18 protein-coding genes are annotated in these 20631 nt (G+C 36.9%); 6 read left to right on the forward strand and 12 right to left on the reverse strand.

Going from position 1 to position 20631, the window contains the following annotated elements:
• Positions 1–126 precede the first annotated feature (126 nt).
• Genes C9J36_RS11095 through C9J36_RS11105 form a run of 3 tightly spaced genes read right to left on the reverse strand, consistent with a single transcriptional unit; the run spans position 127 to position 3367 of the window.
• Positions 127–2124 (reverse strand): ABC1 kinase family protein, encoded by a 1998-nt coding sequence (locus tag C9J36_RS11095; protein ID WP_107943163.1) that lies wholly within the window; start codon positions 2122–2124, stop codon positions 127–129.
• A gap of 12 nt (positions 2125–2136) precedes the next feature.
• Positions 2137–2571, reverse strand: a complete 435-nt coding sequence (locus C9J36_RS11100; protein WP_107943164.1) for an OsmC family protein — start codon at positions 2569–2571, stop codon at positions 2137–2139.
• 43 nt (positions 2572–2614) lie between these two features.
• Positions 2615–3367, reverse strand: a complete 753-nt coding sequence (locus tag C9J36_RS11105; protein ID WP_066166689.1) for a metallophosphoesterase family protein — start codon at positions 3365–3367, stop codon at positions 2615–2617.
• Positions 3368–3510: 143 nt separating this feature from the next.
• Between C9J36_RS11105 and C9J36_RS11110 the strand changes: the two genes are divergently transcribed.
• The 3 genes from C9J36_RS11110 to C9J36_RS11120 are packed head-to-tail and all read left to right on the forward strand — an operon-like array spanning position 3511 to position 7172.
• Positions 3511–4971 carry a spore germination protein gene (locus C9J36_RS11110; protein WP_107943165.1) on the forward strand — a complete coding sequence of 487 codons (1461 nt, stop codon included), beginning with the start codon at positions 3511–3513 and terminating at the stop codon, positions 4969–4971.
• A gap of 30 nt (positions 4972–5001) precedes the next feature.
• On the forward strand, positions 5002–6081 hold the full coding sequence (locus tag C9J36_RS11115) for a GerAB/ArcD/ProY family transporter (RefSeq protein ID WP_107943166.1): 1080 nt from the start codon (positions 5002–5004) through the stop codon (positions 6079–6081).
• Positions 6078–7172 carry a Ger(x)C family spore germination protein gene (locus C9J36_RS11120; RefSeq protein WP_066166698.1) on the forward strand — a complete coding sequence of 365 codons (1095 nt, stop codon included), beginning with the start codon at positions 6078–6080 and terminating at the stop codon, positions 7170–7172. The genes C9J36_RS11115 and C9J36_RS11120 overlap by 4 nt, the downstream gene beginning before the upstream one ends.
• 138 nt (positions 7173–7310) lie before the next feature.
• Here the strand turns inward: C9J36_RS11120 and C9J36_RS17640 are convergent, their stop codons facing one another.
• A complete protein-coding gene (locus C9J36_RS17640; protein ID WP_201261937.1) occupies positions 7311–8018 on the reverse strand; it encodes a 3D domain-containing protein in 708 nt (235 codons plus the stop codon).
• A gap of 147 nt (positions 8019–8165) precedes the next feature.
• Between C9J36_RS17640 and C9J36_RS11130 the strand changes: the two genes are divergently transcribed.
• Complete coding sequence (locus C9J36_RS11130; protein ID WP_107943167.1) at positions 8166–9218, forward strand: glycosyltransferase; 1053 nt, start codon at positions 8166–8168, stop codon at positions 9216–9218.
• A gap of 66 nt (positions 9219–9284) precedes the next feature.
• Here C9J36_RS11130 and C9J36_RS11135 read toward each other — a convergent pair whose 3' ends face one another.
• Together C9J36_RS11135 and C9J36_RS17665 are read right to left on the reverse strand one after the other, a co-directional pair.
• Positions 9285–9620, reverse strand: coding sequence for an S-Ena type endospore appendage (locus tag C9J36_RS11135; protein ID WP_066166707.1), 336 nt, complete (start codon positions 9618–9620; stop codon positions 9285–9287).
• A gap of 202 nt (positions 9621–9822) precedes the next feature.
• Complete coding sequence (locus C9J36_RS17665; RefSeq protein WP_342473226.1) at positions 9823–10164, reverse strand: S-Ena type endospore appendage; 342 nt, start codon at positions 10162–10164, stop codon at positions 9823–9825.
• 692 nt (positions 10165–10856) lie between these two features.
• Here C9J36_RS17665 and C9J36_RS11145 point away from each other — a divergent pair.
• On the forward strand, positions 10857–11543 hold the full coding sequence (locus C9J36_RS11145) for a collagen-like domain-containing protein (RefSeq protein WP_107943168.1): 687 nt from the start codon (positions 10857–10859) through the stop codon (positions 11541–11543).
• A 65-nt stretch (positions 11544–11608) separates the two neighbouring features.
• Here C9J36_RS11145 and C9J36_RS11150 read toward each other — a convergent pair whose 3' ends face one another.
• Genes C9J36_RS11150 through C9J36_RS11160 form a run of 3 tightly spaced genes read right to left on the reverse strand, consistent with a single transcriptional unit; the run spans position 11609 to position 16484 of the window.
• Complete coding sequence (locus tag C9J36_RS11150) at positions 11609–14392, reverse strand: ATP-binding protein (RefSeq protein WP_235616055.1); 2784 nt, start codon at positions 14390–14392, stop codon at positions 11609–11611.
• A gap of 52 nt (positions 14393–14444) precedes the next feature.
• Positions 14445–14810, reverse strand: coding sequence for a response regulator transcription factor (locus tag C9J36_RS11155; protein ID WP_107943170.1), 366 nt, complete (start codon positions 14808–14810; stop codon positions 14445–14447).
• Positions 14811–14840: 30 nt separating this feature from the next.
• Entirely contained in the window at positions 14841–16484 is a 1644-nt protein-coding gene (locus tag C9J36_RS11160; protein ID WP_107943171.1) for a diguanylate cyclase, read from the reverse strand.
• Positions 16485–16649: 165 nt separating this feature from the next.
• Here C9J36_RS11160 and C9J36_RS11165 point away from each other — a divergent pair, with 165 nt between their 5' ends.
• Positions 16650–17183: a GNAT family N-acetyltransferase gene (locus tag C9J36_RS11165; RefSeq protein ID WP_107943172.1), complete on the forward strand. Its 534-nt coding sequence runs from the start codon at positions 16650–16652 to the stop codon at positions 17181–17183.
• A gap of 196 nt (positions 17184–17379) precedes the next feature.
• Here the strand turns inward: C9J36_RS11165 and C9J36_RS11170 are convergent, their stop codons facing one another.
• The 3 genes from C9J36_RS11170 to C9J36_RS11180 are packed head-to-tail and all read right to left on the reverse strand — an operon-like array spanning position 17380 to position 20599.
• Positions 17380–18528, reverse strand: a complete 1149-nt coding sequence (locus C9J36_RS11170; RefSeq protein WP_066166727.1) for a thiolase family protein — start codon at positions 18526–18528, stop codon at positions 17380–17382.
• A gap of 24 nt (positions 18529–18552) precedes the next feature.
• Positions 18553–19281 (reverse strand): hypothetical protein, encoded by a 729-nt coding sequence (locus C9J36_RS11175; RefSeq protein ID WP_107943173.1) that lies wholly within the window; start codon positions 19279–19281, stop codon positions 18553–18555.
• On the reverse strand, positions 19274–20599 hold the full coding sequence (locus tag C9J36_RS11180; RefSeq protein WP_235616056.1) for an AAA family ATPase: 1326 nt from the start codon (positions 20597–20599) through the stop codon (positions 19274–19276). Before C9J36_RS11180 ends, C9J36_RS11175 begins: the two co-directional genes overlap by 8 nt.
• Positions 20600–20631: the final 32 nt, after the last annotated feature.

Genomic DNA, 20631 nt, shown 5'->3' on the forward strand with positions numbered 1-20631 from the left:
TGAAAGCGGTACGCTAACCTGCTTTCAGACAACCCTTTTCCATTTTACTAAAATATTAATCATTACGAAAAAATATAAGCATTCTTTAAAGGGCATTTTTTCTAAGTTTTAAAATGGATACGTTTTTTAAGTACGCTTCATATCGCGAATCGCTTGAATTGATAAACGAACAAGTAAAATAGCACATAAAAATAAGCCGACATAAGCAACTGTATTTAGATAAATTGCGTAAGCAGTATGCATAAATTGAGAAATTGCTAATAGTGCTACCGAAATTAAGCCGAACGTAATGCCGACAAATAACAACACAAAGCGAGAAAATAATTGTGTTACAAAGATAGCATTATGCTTATCTGAAAAGACATCGTGATGTAAAATAATTTTACCACTCTCTACTTTTTTAAAAAGTTGATTCATGCGACGTGGAATTTTTCGAATTGTTGGTAAAATGAGCGCTAACTCTTCCTCCAAGTATTTTTTCGTCGTTAATGGCTCTTTAAATGGACGTTTCATTGCCGCTTGTATATAATGGCTAGAAAATGCCCTTGCTTCTTGGAAAATGTCGAAATTCGGGTCGATTGTATGAAGCGTGCCATCCAATGTTACAAGCGCACGTAATGCGGTGCTGACAGATGGATAAAAATGAAGCCCAAACTCCCGTGCAATGGAGAAAATTGAATAAATAAGCTCATCTGTTTGTACAGTTTCTGTATATGAAATTTTTAGCAATACTTGCCCAATTGCCTGCTCCATCTCTTCTTGATCGACTTCTGCTGCATTTTCAACTAATTCCGCAACCCCTTCATAGACAACACTTGCGTCATTTAATGCAATCCCAATTAAAAATTGCTTTAATCCGTCCTGTTGCTTCGCAGCCAGTCGCCCAACAGCTCCAAAGTCTAACAGCGTCATCGTCCCTGTACGTTTCGCAATATAAATATTGCCTGGATGAGGGTCCGCATGAAAAATACCTGAAATTAATGCCTGCTCCAAAAAGCTGTTGAATAAGTTTTGAGCAAATTGATGACGATTTATTTGAAACTGCTCATACACTTCATCAGCGACTGCTACCGACTTACCATCAATATACTCCATCACTAAAATATTAGCATTACTATAATGTGTATAAATGCGAGGTATGTGCACCTTATCAGCGCTAGCACGAAGTACATTCGCTACTTGCTGGGTGTTACGTGCTTCAATTTGAAAGTCAATTTCCTCCATAAGTGAAGCAGCAAAGCCAATCGCTAAATCGCGAAATCCTAGATTTTCTGCCCATACCGACTTACTCGAAACCCACTGTGCAAATTCTACTAAAATGCTCAAGTCATCACGCATGATTTCTTTCACATCGGGACGCAATAGCTTTACTGCTACTTGCTCATTTGTTGCACGTAGCACAGCCTTATGAACTTGTCCAATCGATGCGGCCGCAAGAGGCTCCTCGCTAAAATATGAAAATACTTCTTCAACAGGCTGCGTTAAATTTGCCTGCAACACTTCATTTACTTGCTCTGCTGTTAAGGGGCGTACATTTTGCTGTAGCTTTTCAAGCTCATCAATAAAAATCGGTGAAAATAATTCCTTGCGTGTCGATAAAACCTGCCCGAATTTAATAAAAATGCCGCCACATTGCTCTAATGTGTCACGCAATGCAATCGCTAACTCACGATCATTATCTCGGTTACGTGCATACTTGACAGTGCGCGTAATGCCGTTTGTTACAGCAATTTGTACTACTTGTCGTAGGCGCTTTTGTCTGCGCCATTGTTGAATAATACGCATAATGAAGGATTTTCTATCTGTCATGCGTGCACCATTTTCATCAATAGCAATAGGGTCAAATAGCTCAAATAGCAAATAAAATAACATAGAAAGCAGAAGCATGCTACCAACCCATAGCAATGTAGCAATATTCATGACGTTTTGCATCACGTCACCCATTAAATAGTCCGTATCACGAACATAAGTGTACCAAAAGACAAATGTGGTTAAAATAACGCTTAATACAACGGATAATATACGACGAAATAAATTGACCTGTGAACCAATCAACCGTCCACTAAGAAAAAATATAACGATGGAAAATAATACGACTTGTCCGATAAATTGTAGACCGTTCATCCTCTTCTCCCCTTACGCTATAGTCAATTGTACCAATACTTCCACATTGCCTCTTATTGCTTTACTAATCATACAAGTAGATTCAGCTTTTAATGCTAACCGTTCTGCCATCACTTTATTTTTTTCAGTGCTGTCAGCAAGCTGTATCGTTAAATTATGAATAATTTGCTTATATGTAAAGACGCCATTTGTCACATCTACGATGCCCTCTGATTGCATGTTTAAATTTGCTTCAATGCCCGTTCTTTCAAGCATTGCGGCAAGCGAAATAATATAGCATGTAGCTGCTGCCCCTAGCAACATTTCATCGGGATTTGTTCCGATGCCTGGTCCATCCATTTCAGGAGGAATCGAAATCTGTGTAGATAAACGCTCAGCCTGTAAAGTGCCAACTGCATTTCTCCCTCCGTCCCATCTTGTTTGTAACAAAAATGTATGATGCATCATTTATCCTCCCTTATTATTATTTTAGATTTTCTGGAACAATTACTTAATAAGATGTTGCTGGCAGAGTTTTAGTTTCTGTTACAACACTATTTTCTGAAATAGAATGAATGATAACTTCGTCCGTCCCCTTTGTCAGGACAATTCCATTTAGTTGACCATCCTTTAGGATGACACCACCATCAAGACCTATTTTTTTCCCACATGGAGAAATCCACAGCTCCCCTGTACCACTGTTATTCAAATAAGGCGTTGGTGTATGCCCAAATACAACGGTCTCTTTTGCTAAATGTGGTGTATGATGGAATTTTTCACGAATCCATATGAAATCACGTGGCTCTGTTTGTGCTGCATCCTCTTTTTCTGGATCAATGCCACCATGTACAAAAAAGTATTTATCCCATTGGTGAAATAATGGCAATGCATCCATCCACTCCAGTAGCTCAGCATAATATTTTATAATACAACTTGCTATTTCTTCAGGCGTATTTGCATTCCATTCTGGTTGCTGTAAGCTAGCAAGTGTAGCCGTTCCCCCTATATTATTTCCTAGGTAATGTGCCCATTCTGGTTCTGCCAACCATTTTAAAAATAAGCGCTCATGATTACCTGTTAAGGCAATAGCTCCTTGTTCTGTCAACGCCTTCACTTTCTTCAAAACAGCTAAACTTTCTTTTCCTCGGTCTATATAATCTCCTAAAAAAATGAGTTGTTCCTCCTCCGGTCGCCAAAACGTCAATAATTTTTCTAAACGATTATAGTGACCATGTATATCTGCTATGACAAATACCTTTTCCATTTTTACCTTATCAACACCTTTATGACTAGTTTATGTATGCTTTCTATCATTACCGCCTTCAAATCATCGGCAAATTCTCTAATTATTCTCGTATACAACTCATATAAACAGTCTAAACTATGATAATCAAGAAGGAAAGGCGAATGATATTTGTGAAAATTATAATTCGAACTTCATCTGCTAAATGGCTCAAGAAAATTAATACAAAATATAGCCCTAACGCACAATATACTTTACAGCTCTTACATCTTCTATCCGACAATTCAAACGATATAATTTTCCAAAAAAAACAAACAAGTGAAGGGTTTGTAACAATTATTTATTCAAGCTCTCTTGTAGAGAAAATGACGCTACAAGCAGTTGTGCTTGTGCCGCTCTCGCATTCAATTTATCAAATTTATCAAACGGCAGAGCCAATACACTTTAAGCAAATCGCTGCACTTGAGCAAAAAATTAATGCGGGCAATACTATCTTATATTTTCATGAAACGCAGCAATATTTAGCATTAGACACATATAGCGCACCTATTCGCGCCATTACAAATACAGAAATCGAATCGACTGTGATTGGCCCACAAGACTCTTTTACAGAATCATTAGAAACAAATATTTCACTTATTCGACGTCGTATTCGAAGTCATTTATTAAAAAATGAAAGTATGTATCTTAGCAGTAATAAGCAATATCAAGTGTCCATTATGTATATTGATAATATCGTTAACAAAAAGTTGCTAAGGAAACTGAAAAAGCGCCTTCAGCACGTGAATCCAACATCACTATTAGATACCGCTATGCTGAAGCAGCTAATTGAGGATAATCCATTTTCCCCCTTTCCACAATATTATATGAGCGTGCGACCAGATACTATTGCACATTATTTATTAGACGGTCGAATTGCACTTTTAATAAACAATAGCCAAACCGTTATCGTATGCCCTACATCATTTTTCGAAATGTTTACGAGCATTGAGGATTATTATAATCGTTGGACAACTGCTACATTACTTCGTTCTTTACGCTTTTTCGGCTTTTTTTTAACAATAATGATTACGCCAACGTATATATCAGCATTGACCTTTCACCCGGATTTATTGCCGTATGAGCTATTGCTAAACTTGCAGGAATCTAGAAGTAAAGTACCCTTTCCACCATTATTCGAAGTATTATTTATCGAATTAATTATAGAAGTCCTGCGAGAGGCTGGTTCACGAATGCCTGCGAAAGTTGGACAAACAATCGGTATTGTTGGTGGTATCGTTATCGGAACAGCGGCTGTTGAAGCAGGATTAATTAGTAATATTTTAATTGTACTCGTTGCAACATCAGCGTTACTATCCTTTTTGCCTCCTACTTTTATAATGAGTAACACAAGTCGATTAGTACGTTATTTCTTTATTATTGCCGCGGGTTGCTTCGGCTTATTTGGGCAAATGCTTGTTTTTGTTTGGCTTTTCATCCATTTATTACGCATCCGCTCTTTAGGAGAACCTTATATGGCTCCTTTTATCCCACGTAAATGGACAGATTTATTGAACAGTGTCATTCGCTTTCCAATGGCTTTTTTAAAACATCGAATGGGTATATCCAAAAGCCAAAAAAGCTAATGTATTTACGAAAATGAGGATGAAAAAAATATGAGGTCAACACAAAAGAAAGTATTAACTAAAGTGCATGTACTGTTTTTAGTACAAAGTTGTTTAATTGGAACAGGGATATTACAGCTGCCTCAAAAATTAAGTTCCATGGGCTATAGCCAAGCATTTATGCCAATTTTATTCAGCATCATTGCTACCATTACTTTATGGCCCATGATATTGCTTAACTCTAAATTTCCAACTAACAATTTATTTCAAATAAATGAAATTTTATTAGGGAAAATAATCGGTAAATTTTTTAATTTTTTACTCGTTCTATTATTCACCATTATTTGTATAGATTCTATAAGTAGCTATATGCTATTAATTCAAAGCACTGCATTACCCGAGCAAACGATTACTCTACCTGTTATTTGTTTTTTGGCACTGCTTGTTTATTTAGTTAGAGGTGGTATTTTTGCCATTGCTCGTTTTTCAATTTTGACATTCTTTATAACGATTCCGATGGTTTTATTCACAAAATGGGCTATACAAAAAGGAGAGTTTAGTCATTTTTTTCCTTTGTTTAATTTCACATTCCAAGAGTTTTACGAGGCGACTAAAAACGGCTATTTATCTTTTTTAGGTTATGAGCTTATTTTGTTTTACTATCCGTTTATTATTCAGCAGAAAAGTGCCTTTAAATATGCAACAATCGGTATTTGGATATCTGGTGTTTTAATGCTGATTACGACAGGTGTGAGCGTTATGTATTTTTCTGAATGGCAATTAAGCAATATTGAATTTGCTGTTTTAAATATTTTTAAGGCTGGGGAATATTCCTTTATTGAGCGCATTGATATTATCGGAATGACGCTTTGGATTTTCTTAGTTTATTCCACTGTCGCTTTATATTTATGGGCAGCAAATGAGGGCTTTAAATCACTTATTTTAGCGAAATCTCAAATCCATTTATATATTTTAGTAATTGCCATCTTCATTGCGCTTATAATACCTCTTTCACAGCACTTGAAGGAAAAAATCTTTACAATTAATAACTATGTATTTTATTTATTACTGCTTTGGCCGATTTTTTTATCCATCATCTATTTTTTCAGAAAAAAGCAGGTGCAGCAATGAAGAATAGATTACTTCTTATTTTCCTTTTGTTATTTGTCACTGGGTGCTCTGAGCAAGAGAAGAAAATTCCAATTGAAGAAGTAGATATGATTGGGATTATGGCATTTGATTATGTTGATGAAAAAACAAAAAAGCTCACTGTCGCGATTCCGCAATATTCACCCGACGCTAAAAAAGACACGAAGATATTTTCTACAGAAACCGATTTAGTATCCCAAGGTATCGTCAAAATCGAAGCTTCTTCTGATCGTAAAGTTGTCTTAAACCAGCTTCGAGTTATTTTAGTCAGTGAAGAATTTGCTCGCAAAGGGCAGGTCAGGACAGTGATTGAGCATATTTATCGCAATGCAGAAGTGGGTAATAAAGCATTAATTGCTGTTGTCAAAGACCGTGCAGAGGGCATTCTTTATGCTGAATATCCTGATAAGCCAAATATTAATTTTTATTTAAACGATTTGCTACTACCTAGTCTTAATACAGCCTTTAATCCAAATACTAATATTCATGATTTTATTTATGGTACGACAAATACGACAAAGGACGCTTCCGCCCCATATCTTGAGCTACTTGGTGATAGAATTGAAATTGCAAATATCGCATTATTTAAGGATGATGTTATGGTAGACACCATCCCCCCGAATGAAGCAATCTTTATCCAGGCGTTACAAGGTAGAAAAAATCTTGCACCACTTGTAATTGATATACCTGATGATACAAAAGTATTGCTAAATCTTGTTAAAAGCAAAAGCAAAATTGAAAGCAATAAAGATAGGAATTATCCAAAGCTTACTATCCATTTAGAAATTAAGGCAACCTTAAGTGAATACAGTATTGAAGATACAGAAAAATTAAATTCATGGAAAGAAATCAGTGACTTAGAAAAATCAATCAATCAACAATTAGAGAAGGATATTAAAGCATTTGTAGAAAAATTAAATAAAAAACAAGTCGACCCAATTGGTTTAAGTGAATATTTCCGTAAATATACACATGGCAAATGGACACGCGAAATGACAGATGAAATACTAGATAAATTAGAAGTAGACATTCATGTAAAAACAATTATTGTTAGTACAGGGACACTAAAGTAATAACGTAGGGAGTAACGACATAGAAAGCAGCATTTTCCCTTTTAAAAAACCATGCATTTTTCTAAGTAGCAAATATTTCAATCAAATAGCAAAAAGGTTATCTGAAAGCATGCTAGCGCACTGCTTTCAGATAACCTTTTAATTTAAAACTTTAATTTTCACTTTTTTTACTCCCCATTGCATTGCATTCTCATATTCAGGGATAAAGACGTCAATTTTATGCCCTTTAATCGCGCCTCCTGTATCACCTGCAATTGCCTCTCCATAGCCCTCTACCCATACCTTTGTACCAAGCGGAATTACCCTTGGGTCAACGGCAATTACTTTTTGATTTGGATTTGCGCGTAAATCAATGCCATAAGCTGTTGTTCCTGAACAGCCTTTACAATAAGCTGTATATGCAGTTGCGGTCACGACCATTTCGTCACCTTGCTGTTGCTCAAATACATCTGTATTTTGTACTGGATTATTCGGTGGTGTAGCGGGCGTTGTAGCTACGACTTTTTCCTCATAGGTAGTAGCAGGCTCGTCCCCATCATTATAAATCGTCAACTGGTCTCCCGGGAAAATTAGTGTATTTGTAACACCGTTCCATGCCATTAAGGAATTAAGTGAGACGCCGTATTTTAATGCTATACGGTATAAATTATCTCCTTCTACAACTGTGTATGTGGTCGTTTCATCTTCCTGTAATTCCTCAATATTTAATGCGTCCCATGCGTGAATGCTGTAGTCATCAAATAAATGATCGCTTATAGGCAATGGAATAGCCGCCATTGGCGATATTGCTGCTATATTAAACAAAAACGACAACACTAAACTAATTACTGCTAGTTTGTATTTCAAAACAATGCTCCTCCTTTATGGATGCTATGAATTTTCAGTTAGTGTTGCCGCATATAAATAAAAATAAACATTTTTTCTCAAATTTGATTATTTATTTGGGTTTTCTTACAAAAAGGAGGACATATCGACATTACAATTAGCTTATGTATGATTGTAAAAAACGAGGAAGCGGTGCTTGCTCGATGTCTTGATTCAATTAAAGCAGCTGTTGATGAAATTAACATTATTGATACAGGCTCCACAGACGCAACAAAAAGCATTGCCGCAAAATATACTTCTCGAATTTTTGATTTTCAATGGATTCATCATTTTGCAGCAGCGCGAAATTTCTCCTTTCAGCAGGCGACAAAGGATTATATTTTATGGCTTGATGCGGACGACATTATCACAAATGAAGAGCTGGTCAAATTGCAACATTTAAAATTGACGCTCTCACCTACTGTTGATGCTGTCTCAATGCATTATCACCTCAACTTTGATACAGAAGGAAATGTCACCTACTCACTGAGACGTAATCGACTTGTAAGAAGACAGCGGCAATTTCAATGGATTGGTGCAGTGCATGAATATTTAGCAGTGGATGGCACAATCATTCATAGCGATATTGCCATATCGCATCAGCCATTAAGCCGCGATGCTTCGCGCAATCTAGCTATTTATGAGCGATTGCTTACTGCTGGAGAAGTATTTTCAACGCGCGACCTTTATTATTATGCGAATGAGCTTAAAGACCACAGGCAATATGAAAAAGCAATATCGTTCTACGAACAGTTTTTAGCAACAGAGCAGGGCTGGGTAGAAGATTGTATACAAGCCTGCTTTAAAATGGCTGATTGCTACAGCGCTTTACAAAACGAAAAACGTGCAATCCAATCAATTACTAGAAGTCTCACATTTGATTCACCACGCCCAGAGGCTTGCTGTCGCTTCGGTTTTTATTTTATGGAGCAGCATAAAAATCAGCAGGCAATTTATTGGTATGAGCAGGCACTCACTATAAAGGAGCCAAGTCATACACCATTCCGCAATCACATTTTTACAACATGGCTCCCCCATTTACAGCTCTGTGTACTGTATGATCGTTTACAGCAATATGAGCTCGCTTATGAACATCATATACAGGCAAAAAGCTTTTATCCAACGCATCCTCAAATACTTCATAACGAACAGTATTTTCAGCAGCTCTTTCCTGAACGATAATAGAAAATTTAATTAGGCTATTGAAAAAAACAGAGATAACTCTGCTTTCCCAATAGCCTTGAATATTTAGAAATTATAATTTAAAGAATATGAAATTTTCACATTAGCTACTGAAGCAGCCGTACCTGCTAATTGAATATCCGCAATATTATTTGCCGTTATTGATATAGAATTACCAGGAGTAATTGGGGGAATTGCTGGTGTTGCAGGGCTACTTGTAACTGTTAGTGTAACATCTCCTGTTGATGAGCTTGCGTTTTCCACTAAAATTGTGCCATTAATCGCGAAAGGCGTGGAATTCTCCCATACTGTAACTGCTGTCTCATCAGTTAATGTTAAGTCTTGACATACAGAATCATGGACACTTGTTTTACTACCGCAACAGCTTCCTAATTTCGCCATATTCTCACCTCCTTTTCTAAGCAATGAAAGCTTGGCATATAGATAGCTAGATTTTTGACGGAGTCCGCCTTCAAAATCTATGCTATTTGCCAAAAGCTTTATCCTGACCCAAAAGAGACCTTGTAATTTCAAGAGCTGAATCAGGATAAAATCATAGCTAGTATATGTGTCAGTGATTATGAAGCATTGGTCAACCGAACTACTAAAGGTAAATCTCTTGTAACTTCTTTGCTGTTATCGTTAATTCAATTGTGCTATTAGCCTGTGCTTTGATTTCTATTGCTTTCATATTGTGTAAGGTGAATGCTTTACATGTTTTATCTATTGTAACAATAGTAATAGCTCCTCCTCGCTTATAGAGCTTTAATTCAAGGGGTTGTTCCGTATGAACATTTAAGGTTACGGTATTATCTAAATTATGCATATTATTTATCCATGAAAAACTAGGCTTTCCTTCTGGATTGCCTGAAATTGTTGTGCAGATTTTTGTTTGTACAGCGCTGTTACATACGTAACTATCATAAATATGGAAACAAACTGGCATACAATAAAAGCAATTCAAATCGACAATAATCCTCTGTTTAGTGCGAACAAGCTTTTTTTGACAACAGCAAGGGAAAAGGATTTCAAGTATGGCACACTGACCATTTTCTATGACAGCAATTAATGAAAAAAACGCGAAATAAACGGACAGTTTTGTGAAAATCCTACAACTGTTAAAGGCTGACCATTTTCACCTAATAATATAAATGGTCGCCCCTTTTCTATTTTGGTCATGTCCATGCATTGCCCCTCCCCCCGTTTTCACTGCATTTTTTATAGTTTATGGAACACTTTTTAGGAAATATAGTTTTTTGTCCGTCCATTAATCAAATAAGGAGAATAAGTTAACATAGAGTGTCCAAAAAGCCGTACGTACCCAGAATTTTGGGCGTTGGCAATGATACTTTAGCAAAAAATTTACTTAGAGCTTTCTTTGGAAACGTGAGAAACAAATAGTTTAGCCGTGTTTCTCACAAATTAAAATGAAGTAACGAAAACTAAAATTGCATAGTATTTGCAAAACAAGACAGTTTTTTAGATAGCTTCTCTCTGTATTCATTTTATCGCCTATAGAGAGAATGATTTCTACACCTATCACCTTGCTATCAGTATAAAAACATGTGCTCCTGCGCTTACTCGTCGTAAAAAAATTTGCTGAAAGAAATTGAAATATGCTAGAAAGGAGGAAAATTGATGGAAATACAAAATTGTAAAAAATGCGCTTCAAAAAATTGTAATTGCAACCGTCCCTTAGGTTGCAAAGGGGTCACCGGAGCTACCGGACCTACTGGACCTACCGGAGAAGCTGGCGCTACTGGAGCCACTGGGCCTACCGGGGAAGCTGGCGCTACTGGAGCCACTGGGCCTACCGGAGAAACTGGCGCTACTGGAGCCACTGGGCCTGCTTTTACCGAGGGATTCTCAGCCTTTAAACCCTCATTAATAACAACTGGCTCAACTGTTATTACAAACTGGACAGTTTCCGCTCCTTATTACACAACAGCAGGCTTTAATGCGACATCAGGCGTCTTTACAGTGCCTACAACTGGAAAATATGCCTTTGCTGCTACGCTTAATTATTCGACAACTGCAACGATTAGTTTATCTTTAGGTAGTGGCATCAACCCTGCATTTTATCTTCGTCGAAATGGTTCTAGCAATGTAATTAGTGGATTGTTTCCATTGTTAAACGTGTCAGTCACTTTACTAACATTGCGTGCTATTTTAGGAAACGGTACAGTCACACTCGCTGGGGATTTATTGTTAAATGCAGGCGATACAATTGATTTATATTATGAGGCAAGTGGTTTAACAATTGGCTTAAATTTAGGAGGTGTCAACTCTGCAGGTATGGTATGGTCTTGTCATCGCATTGCTTAATCAAAAAGCGCCTATCGGGAAAATATGCGAATGCCTACATTTCCCGATAGCGCTAAAATTCATTTTTAATCTTGCTTTGGAAAGAGGATGCCTCCCCTATTTTCATGAGATATTAAAAACGGTACAAGCGCTTTTGATATTTCCTCTGGTGGATAAGGCTTTGTTAAATATTTTTCCACCTTATATTTCGCTACTAATTCCTGCGCTTCATCTAGTGCGGAAGAAATAACAATTGGTATTTTGCTTGTTTGCTCTGTTTCCTTTAATTGCTGAATTAATTCCCATCCACTCATATCATCACTTAACATTAAATCAACAATGATACCGATGAATGGTGTGCTTAACGCTTCTGTATATGCCTTTTGCGGGTCATTATGGTAAATAACAGTAAAGCCTTTACTTTTTAATTCCTCAGATAATAGTAAAGCTAAGCTAGAATCGTCCTCAACAAGCATGACATTTGCACCTTGTGATAGCAATAAATGGGATTGCTCATCTATCATGCTCTCATGCTCGTTTTCTAGAGGTAGTGTAAAGTAAACTATCGTACCTTGCCCTTCCTCAGATTCAATCCAAATATCACCGTTATGCATCAAAATGATTTCACGACAAATTGCTAGGCCAAGCCCAGTTCCTCCAATTTTACGTCTAGCACTATTATCAATCCGTTTAAACTTTTGGAATAACTGTGAAACATCTTCTTTTGCAATGCCAATTCCTTCATCTTGCACACCCACTTGCAGCATTTGTCCTTTATTTTCGAGTGTAATCATTACATTGCCACCATTCGGTGAAAACTTGATGGCATTGCTAACAATATTTACAAATACTTGAATTAGCCGTTCTTCATCTGCCTTCACCATAATAGCACGTGCTTTATCAATTAATTGGATATGATGTTTTTTTTCGTGGCGAAAACGATTAATGACATCCATAACAATCTCATTTACTTGCAAGGGCTTCATCATGTATTGCTGTCTACCAGATTCCATCCGTTGCAAATCAAGGAAGTCATTAATTAAATTTGTTAAACGCTGAGCCTCTTTATGAATGGTTTCGACATATTTTTGTTGACGCTCAGGCTTTAATGTTTTTGTTAGTAGTAGCTCTGTAAAGCCAAGCACACTCGAAAGTGGTGTACGCAATTCATGACTCACTGTGCTGACAAGCTCAGATTTCATTTTATCAATCTCGTATTCACGCGTGATATCACGATGAACAAAAATTGTCCCTAGTTTTTCAGCACCTTCAAATAAGCATGTAGCATATACTTCGATGAATGTTTCCTGTTCTGTTGAAATAGAGTAACGTAGTTTGCGTGTATGCTTGAAGCTTTCCTCAATTGCCTTTTCAAAAAACGCACGCAAATCATCTGGCTCTTTGCTAAATGATTCAAAGTGGCTTAGCCACACCTTTTTGGCAGTTAACTGCGTATTTAGTGCTGATTGCATTTGCGTCATTTGTGCAAAGGCACGGTTAATTAACACGATATCACCTGCGCTTGAAACGAGCTGCAAGCCTTCATTAATCGTTTCGATAATATTTTTATTTAATTGTCTTGAGCGCTCTACTTCCTCATACATTAATATGCGGTCAAAGGCAATCGATACACGCTTTAACAAACCATTTAGTCCACTTTGTTCCTCCGCTAAAAAAGCATGTCCTTCTCGTGTCGCCATTAATATTGCGACAAGCTTGCCTTGTGCATTTAAAATGGATGAATATAAGTCATAGACATAATATGGCTCCTGTGCTATACCGCGCTCTCCCGCTGCTACTTCCCGCTTTATAACAAAGAAACCTTCCTGCTCAAGGCGCATAAGCTTATTGCTGTCTAAATGCTGCATTAGATTAGTAGCAAACTCAATGCTAAGCCCCTTCATTGCATGAACATCGCCCTCAAGCCAAGTTAAAATGCTCGTATCAAATTGATAAATATCATTTAGATAATCATGCAAATTGTTAATCAGTTGCTGCTTATCTAACGTAAATGTTAATGCATGATTAAGCTGATTATATTTTTCAAGCTGATTTAACGAATGCTGTAGCTGCAATTGATTTCCCTGCAACTCATCCTGCTGCATTAATAATTCTTCATTTTGTGTCGTTAGCTCTTCTTCCTTATCCTGAATGGATAAAGTCATATTGACGAAGGCATTTGCTAAAATACCTAATTCATCGTCCATTTTCTCCAAATCTTTCGTATCGAAGGATTGTCCAAGAGCAAACGCATTTGTTGCAATCGTTAGCTGCTCAATTGGTCGAATTAAATTATCGAGCAGCCTTCTCACAATAAAGCTTATGAGTAGCACAATTAAAACGCTAACAAGAAGTGATAAAGCTGCAGAACTTTGCCCATAGCCAATATTTTTTTCAAATAGGTCATCTAATTCCTTATCTGTTTTTTCTTTATATTCGTTGGTGAGATTAATTACTCTAGCAACAACAACATTCATTCGGTCATTCGAGAGCGTTCGTAAAGACTCATAATCCACTTTTTCTACATAGGAAACAGCCTCTGGTAATATATCATCTTGATAAATAAGCAAATAATTCATCAGCTCCTGATAAAGCTCTTGCTCTTCAAACGTTAGCTCCATCGTTGCAAATTGTTGGAGTTGTTGGTCAATTTCCGTTAAATCAGCATATGCTTGCTGTAAATATTGCTCGTTTTTATAGGCAAAATACCCTCGCGCTTGAAAAAAAGCATCCTTATACGTTTCAGTTAAAGAATCTACGATGACTGTTTTCTCTACGAGCAGCCTCTGTTCTTTTTCTAAACTTTTATTGCGTTCATTCATATAAAAGTAAAGTACAGCAATTAGCAGCAAAAAAAGGCTTGCTATCAAAAGCAGCTTTCTAAAAAAACGACTACGTATATTTTTCCTAAATAACAGCTTGTCATTGACCATTTAAAATATCCTCGACGACTTCCATTAACTTCACTGGACTAAATGGCTTTGACATAAAGTAATCCACCCCTTTTTCAAACACCTTTTGGCGATCCTCCTCCTGCGATTTAGCAGTCAGCATTAATATTGGTAGATTAGCCTTTATTTGTGCAGGTAAGCGTTCAATTACTTCAATGCCTGTAACATGTGGCATCATATAATCTAAAATCATTAAATCATAATGCTCTTGTGCCACTCTTTCTAACGCTTCCTGCCCATTCTCTGCTTCTTCAATTTCATACCCCATATCCTCTAGCGTATCGCGAATAAGCATACGCAAAATTTCCTCATCATCAACTACTAAAACTCTTGCCATCATCATACCTCCTTCTAGCAGCTTCTTTTTCTATCCTTTGCTGCCTTTAAAAATACGTTCTGCTAAATGTAATATACGTGATGATACATCAGCAATTTGGAATGGCTTACGAATATAGTCATCTGCACCATTTTTAAATGCTTCTAATACATACGTTTCCCCAATTCGCCCTGTCAACATGGAAACGATAACTTCCTTTGAGCTATAATTTGCCCTGATTTCTTTTAATACCTCAATCCCACTCATATTCGGTAGCATCCAATCTAATAAAATTACATATTTGTAGTTCGGGTCATACCAGCTTGATTGTAAAAATTCAAGCCCATCACCATATGTAGCTACTTCGATAATTGTTTCGCCGCTTGTTACGAGCCCTTCAAAATGCTTTGCGATTATATCGCGAATAATGTAAACATCATCAATGACAATGACTTTAATTTTTTCAGATTTTTTCATATCGATAATTGAATGGTCGAACAAAACAACGCAATTTCTGCCCGCTTCCTTTGCTGAATAAAGCGCGTGGTCTGCTGCCTCTAGTAATTTCTTTTCATGCTTATAATTTGGGCCCACTGTCATCATACCTGAAGAAAATGTTACATGAAAAACGGTATTATTTGCTGTAAAAGCCCTCTTTTCCATTGCTTGACGTACTTTTTCAACGAGCCTGTAGCCTTCCTCAACTGTCGTCTTCGGCATTAATAAAACAAATTCCTCTCCACCGTAGCGACAGAACACATCATGCTCCCTCTTCAATTCCTTGACGAGCGCTGCAAAGCCCCTTAACACTTCATCCCCAACTAAATGTCCATAAGTGTCATTTACTTTTTTAAAATAATCTAAATCAAGAATGGCAATCGTAAATACTTCTTTCATCCTCTCGTATTGCTGAATTAACATTTTTAATTGGCTTTCAAAATATTTTCGATTATACACTTGTGTTAATTCATCAATGACAATGGCATATTCAAGCTCTTTTCTATAAGCTAGACGATTCGTCACATATGCGAGCAAAACATCTTCATCAATCGGCTTAGCAACGAAATCCATTGCACCTAGCTCAAACGCTTTAATTCGATTTTCCTTGCTATGATGACTGCTCATAATTGCAATAAATGTGCGGTCTTTTTTTATTTTTTTAATATTATTTAAAATAGAGAAGCCATCTATATCTGGTAACATAATGTCTAAAAAGACGATGGCAGGCTGTAACTCATAAATTAACTCAATTCCACGCTTGCCATTATGAGCAATCATCACTGAAAAACCTTTTTCCTCTAAAATATTTTTTAAATAAGAAATAAACACCATATCATCATCAACAATTAATATAAACTCTTTTGTTATACCACTCGTCACAAGGTTTAATGATGTTTCCTTTATTTCTTGTGAAGGATTATTCGTTTCATAAAATGAAAGAGCTTCAATTAGCGGACTTAAATAAAATGTCCACTCGCGCTTTCCCCATTCCTTCTCACTCGTATCATTAAGATTTACCAGCTTGTCAGTAGCGATTATCGTTAGCTCATTTAATCCAACTGAGCCAGCAGTTCCTTTTAACATATGTAAAAAAGAATATATTTCTTTTTCTATAATGGAGTCTGCCTTAGCCCATTCTTGAAATTTTTCGCGCATGCGTTGATACATCATTTGCTGGTATTTCTCTGCTCCCATTGTCAAACTCTCCAATCAACATAATCTTGTGTAAAGTATATCGCATTGCTATGAAAAAGATAGTTGATTTAATGAACAAATTATATATTTTCATTGGATATTATAGATGTATAATCAATTATAGTGCATAATTAATAGAGAGAATTTTATTAAGGAGATTTATATATGAACTTTTCAATTCGACAAGAGCGTCCGTCAGATTATGAAATTACTGAGGATGTAATACGTCAAGCTTTTTTAGATGAGGATATGAGCAATCAAAAGGAGCATTTCCTTGTACAGCGTATTCGTCAATCATCCGCTTTTTTACCGGAGCTTTCGTTAGTCGCAGTTGATAGTGAAGATAAAATAATCGGTCACATTTTACTATCGAAAATTACGATTGAAGATGGCGAGAAATCTATTGATTCTTTAGCACTTGCACCTGTCTCGGTTTTACCGGCATGTCAAAATAAAGGAGTCGGTAGTCAATTGATACAGGAGGTATTGCAAAAAGCAGCCGAAATCGGTCAGCAATCGGTTATCGTACTAGGCCATGCGGCATACTATCCGAAATTCGGCTTCCGTCAAGCGCGAGGGTGGAATATTTTTGCTCCATTTGAGGTACCAAGCGAGATTTTTATGGCACTTGAATTAGTGCCAGATGCACTACAAAATGTGCAGGGTACTGTGCGTTATTCGGAGGCATTCGATAGCTAACTTAAGCACATCAAAAACAAATTTCCTATGAATACCTTTTACTTCCTTGTTCTAAAGAAAATACTTTTTCTAAGTCAAGGGCTGCCCGAAAAGGCAGCCCCCTCCTTTAAATCTAATATTTCCTTCATTTTCCAAAAACCTTTTTGCTCTCCTACCTTAGTAAGCTATTTTTTAAAACACACCTGCCAGCGTCCCACTAAAGCCTTTCAATAATCGTTGCATTCGCCATGCCCATACCTTCACAAATTGCTAGTAAACCGTAGCGCTGCTGCTCTCTTTGCATGCGGTAAAGCATTGTCGTCAGTAGCTTTGTACCTGTTGCACCAAGTGGATGCCCTAAAGCAATTGCACCACCGTCTACATTTAATTTGTCAATGCTTGCCCCTGTATCCCTTGCCCAAGCAAGAGGCACTGGTGCAAAGGCTTCGTTCACCTCATATGTATCCATATCAGCTAAAGATAAACCTGCTTTTAACAATACTTTTTCTGTTGCTGCCATTGGACCTGTAAGCATGAGTGTCGGGTCAGAGCCTACGACTGCACGGGCAACAATGCGAGCTAATGGCTTAATGCCTAGCGCCTCTGCTCTCTCACGTGACATTAGTAAAACTGCCGATGCACCATCACTCATTTGGCTTGCATTGCCCGCTGTAATAACGCCATCCTCTTGAAAAACAGCTTTTAAGCTGCTCAAGCTTTCCAGCGTCGTATCTTTTCTTGGTCCTTCATCCGTATTAAAAATAACGGTCTCACCTGTTTCATTTTGCACTTCAATAGGAATAATTTCCTCTATAAATTTCCCTTCAGCAATTGCCTTTAATGCACGCTGATGACTCATCACAGCATAGTTATTTAATTGCTTTGCACTCAGTCCCCACTTCTCCGCAATACGCTCCGCTGATAAGCCTTGGTGAATAATTTCATGCTGCTTTGTTAGCTGCTCACTAGGTGCTACTCCCATATAATTTGAGCCCATCATCATACGTGTCATACTTTCCACACCACCAGCAATAACAATATCCATATCGCCTGCTAAAATGGCCTGTGCCGCAAAATGAACTGCCTGCTGACTAGAGCCACATTGACGGTCAATTGTCACGCCAGGTACATGGACGGGAAAGCCTGCGATTAATAGTGCGGTCCGTGCAATATTCCCTGCCTGCTCCGCGCTTTGCGTCACACAGCCTAAAATAACATCCTCTACATCTGCCTTCTGAATACCAGCTCGCTTCACAACCTCTTCCAAAACTACTGCGGCTAAATCATCTGCCCGCATTTGACTAAGTGCCCCTTTACGTTTTCCAACCGCCGTTCGAGTTGCGGCTACAATGACTACTTCACGCATATTAAAAATCCCCCTTTGTTTAAATTATATATGCTGCGAATCATTTTCTAAAAACTGAAACATTAACGAAGCGTTCGTATACTGCTCAAGCGAATTAATGTTGTCCATAATAAACTCCCAGCTTTTTGCATATAACGTGCTATAATCCTCATTCTGCTCAAATGGCATATACTGTGCTAGAAATTGCTCAATTGGTATTTCTAGCTGTTCTAAAAAATCTTCTATCTTTTCTACCTTATCCTCTTTACATGGATTCATTTCATTAAACGCAACATGCTCTAAATGGCGCGAAAAATAATAAGCTTGATAGGCATATTGCGCAATATGAGTTGCTGAACTCATTATATGGACATTGCGCGACCTAATTTCATTGCGCTCCTCAATTCTGCTCTTTTGTTCCTCGGAATTAACCGTTATACAATCTTTATTATACTGTGTCAAAACGCCTTGCTCCGTATCGACTATAATATGCTCTGGCGCTATAAAACAGCCATCTGTATCAAGTATATGCAGCACTGCTAATATATTGGAAGCTTTAAATTTTCGCTTCATTAATATTTCTTTTACTCTGTCTCCGATTACTTCTTTAATAGCCAACTCTTTTTTCTCTCTTTGATAGAAGATATCGCCATTTTGTGGCTCAAAGCGAATTTCCTTCTCTTTAAATAACTGTCTTAAACGCTCAATTAGTAGTAATTCATCAGTGTCACCTTCGACTAATAAAATAACAACCTTTTTTTGTGCCCTAGCCAATTATTTTACCTGCTTTCCTAAAAGACTTTTTAATATCGTACATATTCGTTTCATTATAGATAGCCTCATCTTGCCCGCCTAATTGAATCGCTCTCAAATAAATATCACGCGCATTGCTTAATTTTTTCACACCTTTTAGCTGCATATAACGCTGTTCCTCATTTAATGTTGTAAACCATAAATTTTGAATTGGGAGCACCTCTAAAATTCTCAAATTATGCGACGTGAAAAATAATTGACCTTTCCCACTTTCACTAAGAACTTCTAGCATTTCCCCTAATAAGTATTCAAAAATACCCGCATCTAATTCATCAATCACAACACAAGCATTTGGATTATTATATACAGCGATTAATGTGCTTAAAATGGAAATAATTTTCAATATCCCTTGTGATTCGCTACGTAAAGGAAGCTCAATGTCCTCCTTTACCGACAAAAATTCAAAACGAACACCATCTTGTCCACTACTCATTTTTTCAATATTTATTTCACGTACTTTTATAAAAAGCCCTGGAATAATTGTTGTTAATACCATATTTGTTTGTTCCACAACTTTTTCAATCGTTGTAAACATTTCTCTAGGTAAAAGCATTGTATCCCTTAATTCATACGGTATGTTTCCTCTTACACCTTCCACATGAATACGAAAAGGCATAACGAGATTTGCGACAAGTAAACCGTAATGAATCGCATCAATTACATGGAAATTATCAGTAAAATCTTGCTTTAGATTTTTAATTATTTCATTTTCTGCTTCATTACAAAACGATGCCAACACGCACGCTAATTCTTCCCTAAAAATAAAGGATGTTGCATTTTCATCCGCTAAATGATTGGCTACTAGCAAGCTAACTCTTTGCTTTTCGCGAAACAATTCCATTGTTTTATTACGAATTGAAATTTTGTTATCCTGCTTCGATATTAGCTCTTTATAGCGTTTTCCACTTTTATTTTCCTTATAGGATAAAGTCTCCTTCAAAACCTTTAATGTTTCGTATCCCTCTTGCAATTCCACAAAATATTTAACAAAATATTGTCCTAATTGGTTGGTTATAAGAAATTCAATGTGTAATTCAATGCTTTTTTCTTTAAAATAAATAAGCTTTTTTCTATTATCAGGCAATGCTTTTGCTTGTAGCAATGTTTTTAAAAGACTAAATGCTTCAACAACAGCCGTTTTTCCAGAGCCATTTTGACCATAAAACCCGATGATATCAGCCCCATCTAGATTAAAAGTAGAATTCGTTTTAAATATGCCGTGTTTTACATTTTTTAAGCATTGAATTGTTACATGATTAATTCTTATAATTGTTTCCAATTTTATACCCCCAACAATTAATATCTGTAAAT

The organism is Metasolibacillus fluoroglycofenilyticus (assembly GCF_003049645.1).
Classification (GTDB): domain Bacteria; phylum Bacillota; class Bacilli; order Bacillales_A; family Planococcaceae; genus Metasolibacillus; species Metasolibacillus fluoroglycofenilyticus.

What these genes read in the sequence shown, in the direction of transcription:
- C9J36_RS11100 (WP_107943164.1), bottom strand. Translation starts at nt 2,571, where the DNA reads ATGATGCATCATACATTTTTGTTACAAACAAGATGGGACGGAGGGAGA.
- C9J36_RS11170 (WP_066166727.1), bottom strand. Translation starts at nt 18,528, where the DNA reads ATGCGTGAAGTAGTCATTGTAGCCGCAACTCGAACGGCGGTTGGAAAA.
- C9J36_RS11120 (WP_066166698.1), top strand. Translation starts at nt 6,078, where the DNA reads ATGAAGAATAGATTACTTCTTATTTTCCTTTTGTTATTTGTCACTGGG.
- C9J36_RS11160 (WP_107943171.1), bottom strand. Translation starts at nt 16,484, where the DNA reads ATGGGAGCAGAGAAATACCAGCAAATGATGTATCAACGCATGCGCGAA.
- C9J36_RS11135 (WP_066166707.1), bottom strand. Translation starts at nt 9,620, where the DNA reads ATGGCGAAATTAGGAAGCTGTTGCGGTAGTAAAACAAGTGTCCATGAT.
- C9J36_RS11155 (WP_107943170.1), bottom strand. Translation starts at nt 14,810, where the DNA reads ATGGCAAGAGTTTTAGTAGTTGATGATGAGGAAATTTTGCGTATGCTT.
- C9J36_RS17665 (WP_342473226.1), bottom strand. Translation starts at nt 10,164, where the DNA reads ATGCCAGTTTGTTTCCATATTTATGATAGTTACGTATGTAACAGCGCT.
- C9J36_RS11130 (WP_107943167.1), top strand. Translation starts at nt 8,166, where the DNA reads ATGATTGTAAAAAACGAGGAAGCGGTGCTTGCTCGATGTCTTGATTCA.
- C9J36_RS11115 (WP_107943166.1), top strand. Translation starts at nt 5,002, where the DNA reads ATGAGGTCAACACAAAAGAAAGTATTAACTAAAGTGCATGTACTGTTT.
- C9J36_RS11105 (WP_066166689.1), bottom strand. Translation starts at nt 3,367, where the DNA reads ATGGAAAAGGTATTTGTCATAGCAGATATACATGGTCACTATAATCGT.
- C9J36_RS11145 (WP_107943168.1), top strand. Translation starts at nt 10,857, where the DNA reads ATGGAAATACAAAATTGTAAAAAATGCGCTTCAAAAAATTGTAATTGC.
- C9J36_RS11095 (WP_107943163.1), bottom strand. Translation starts at nt 2,124, where the DNA reads ATGAACGGTCTACAATTTATCGGACAAGTCGTATTATTTTCCATCGTT.
- C9J36_RS11110 (WP_107943165.1), top strand. Translation starts at nt 3,511, where the DNA reads ATGATATTTGTGAAAATTATAATTCGAACTTCATCTGCTAAATGGCTC.
- C9J36_RS11165 (WP_107943172.1), top strand. Translation starts at nt 16,650, where the DNA reads ATGAACTTTTCAATTCGACAAGAGCGTCCGTCAGATTATGAAATTACT.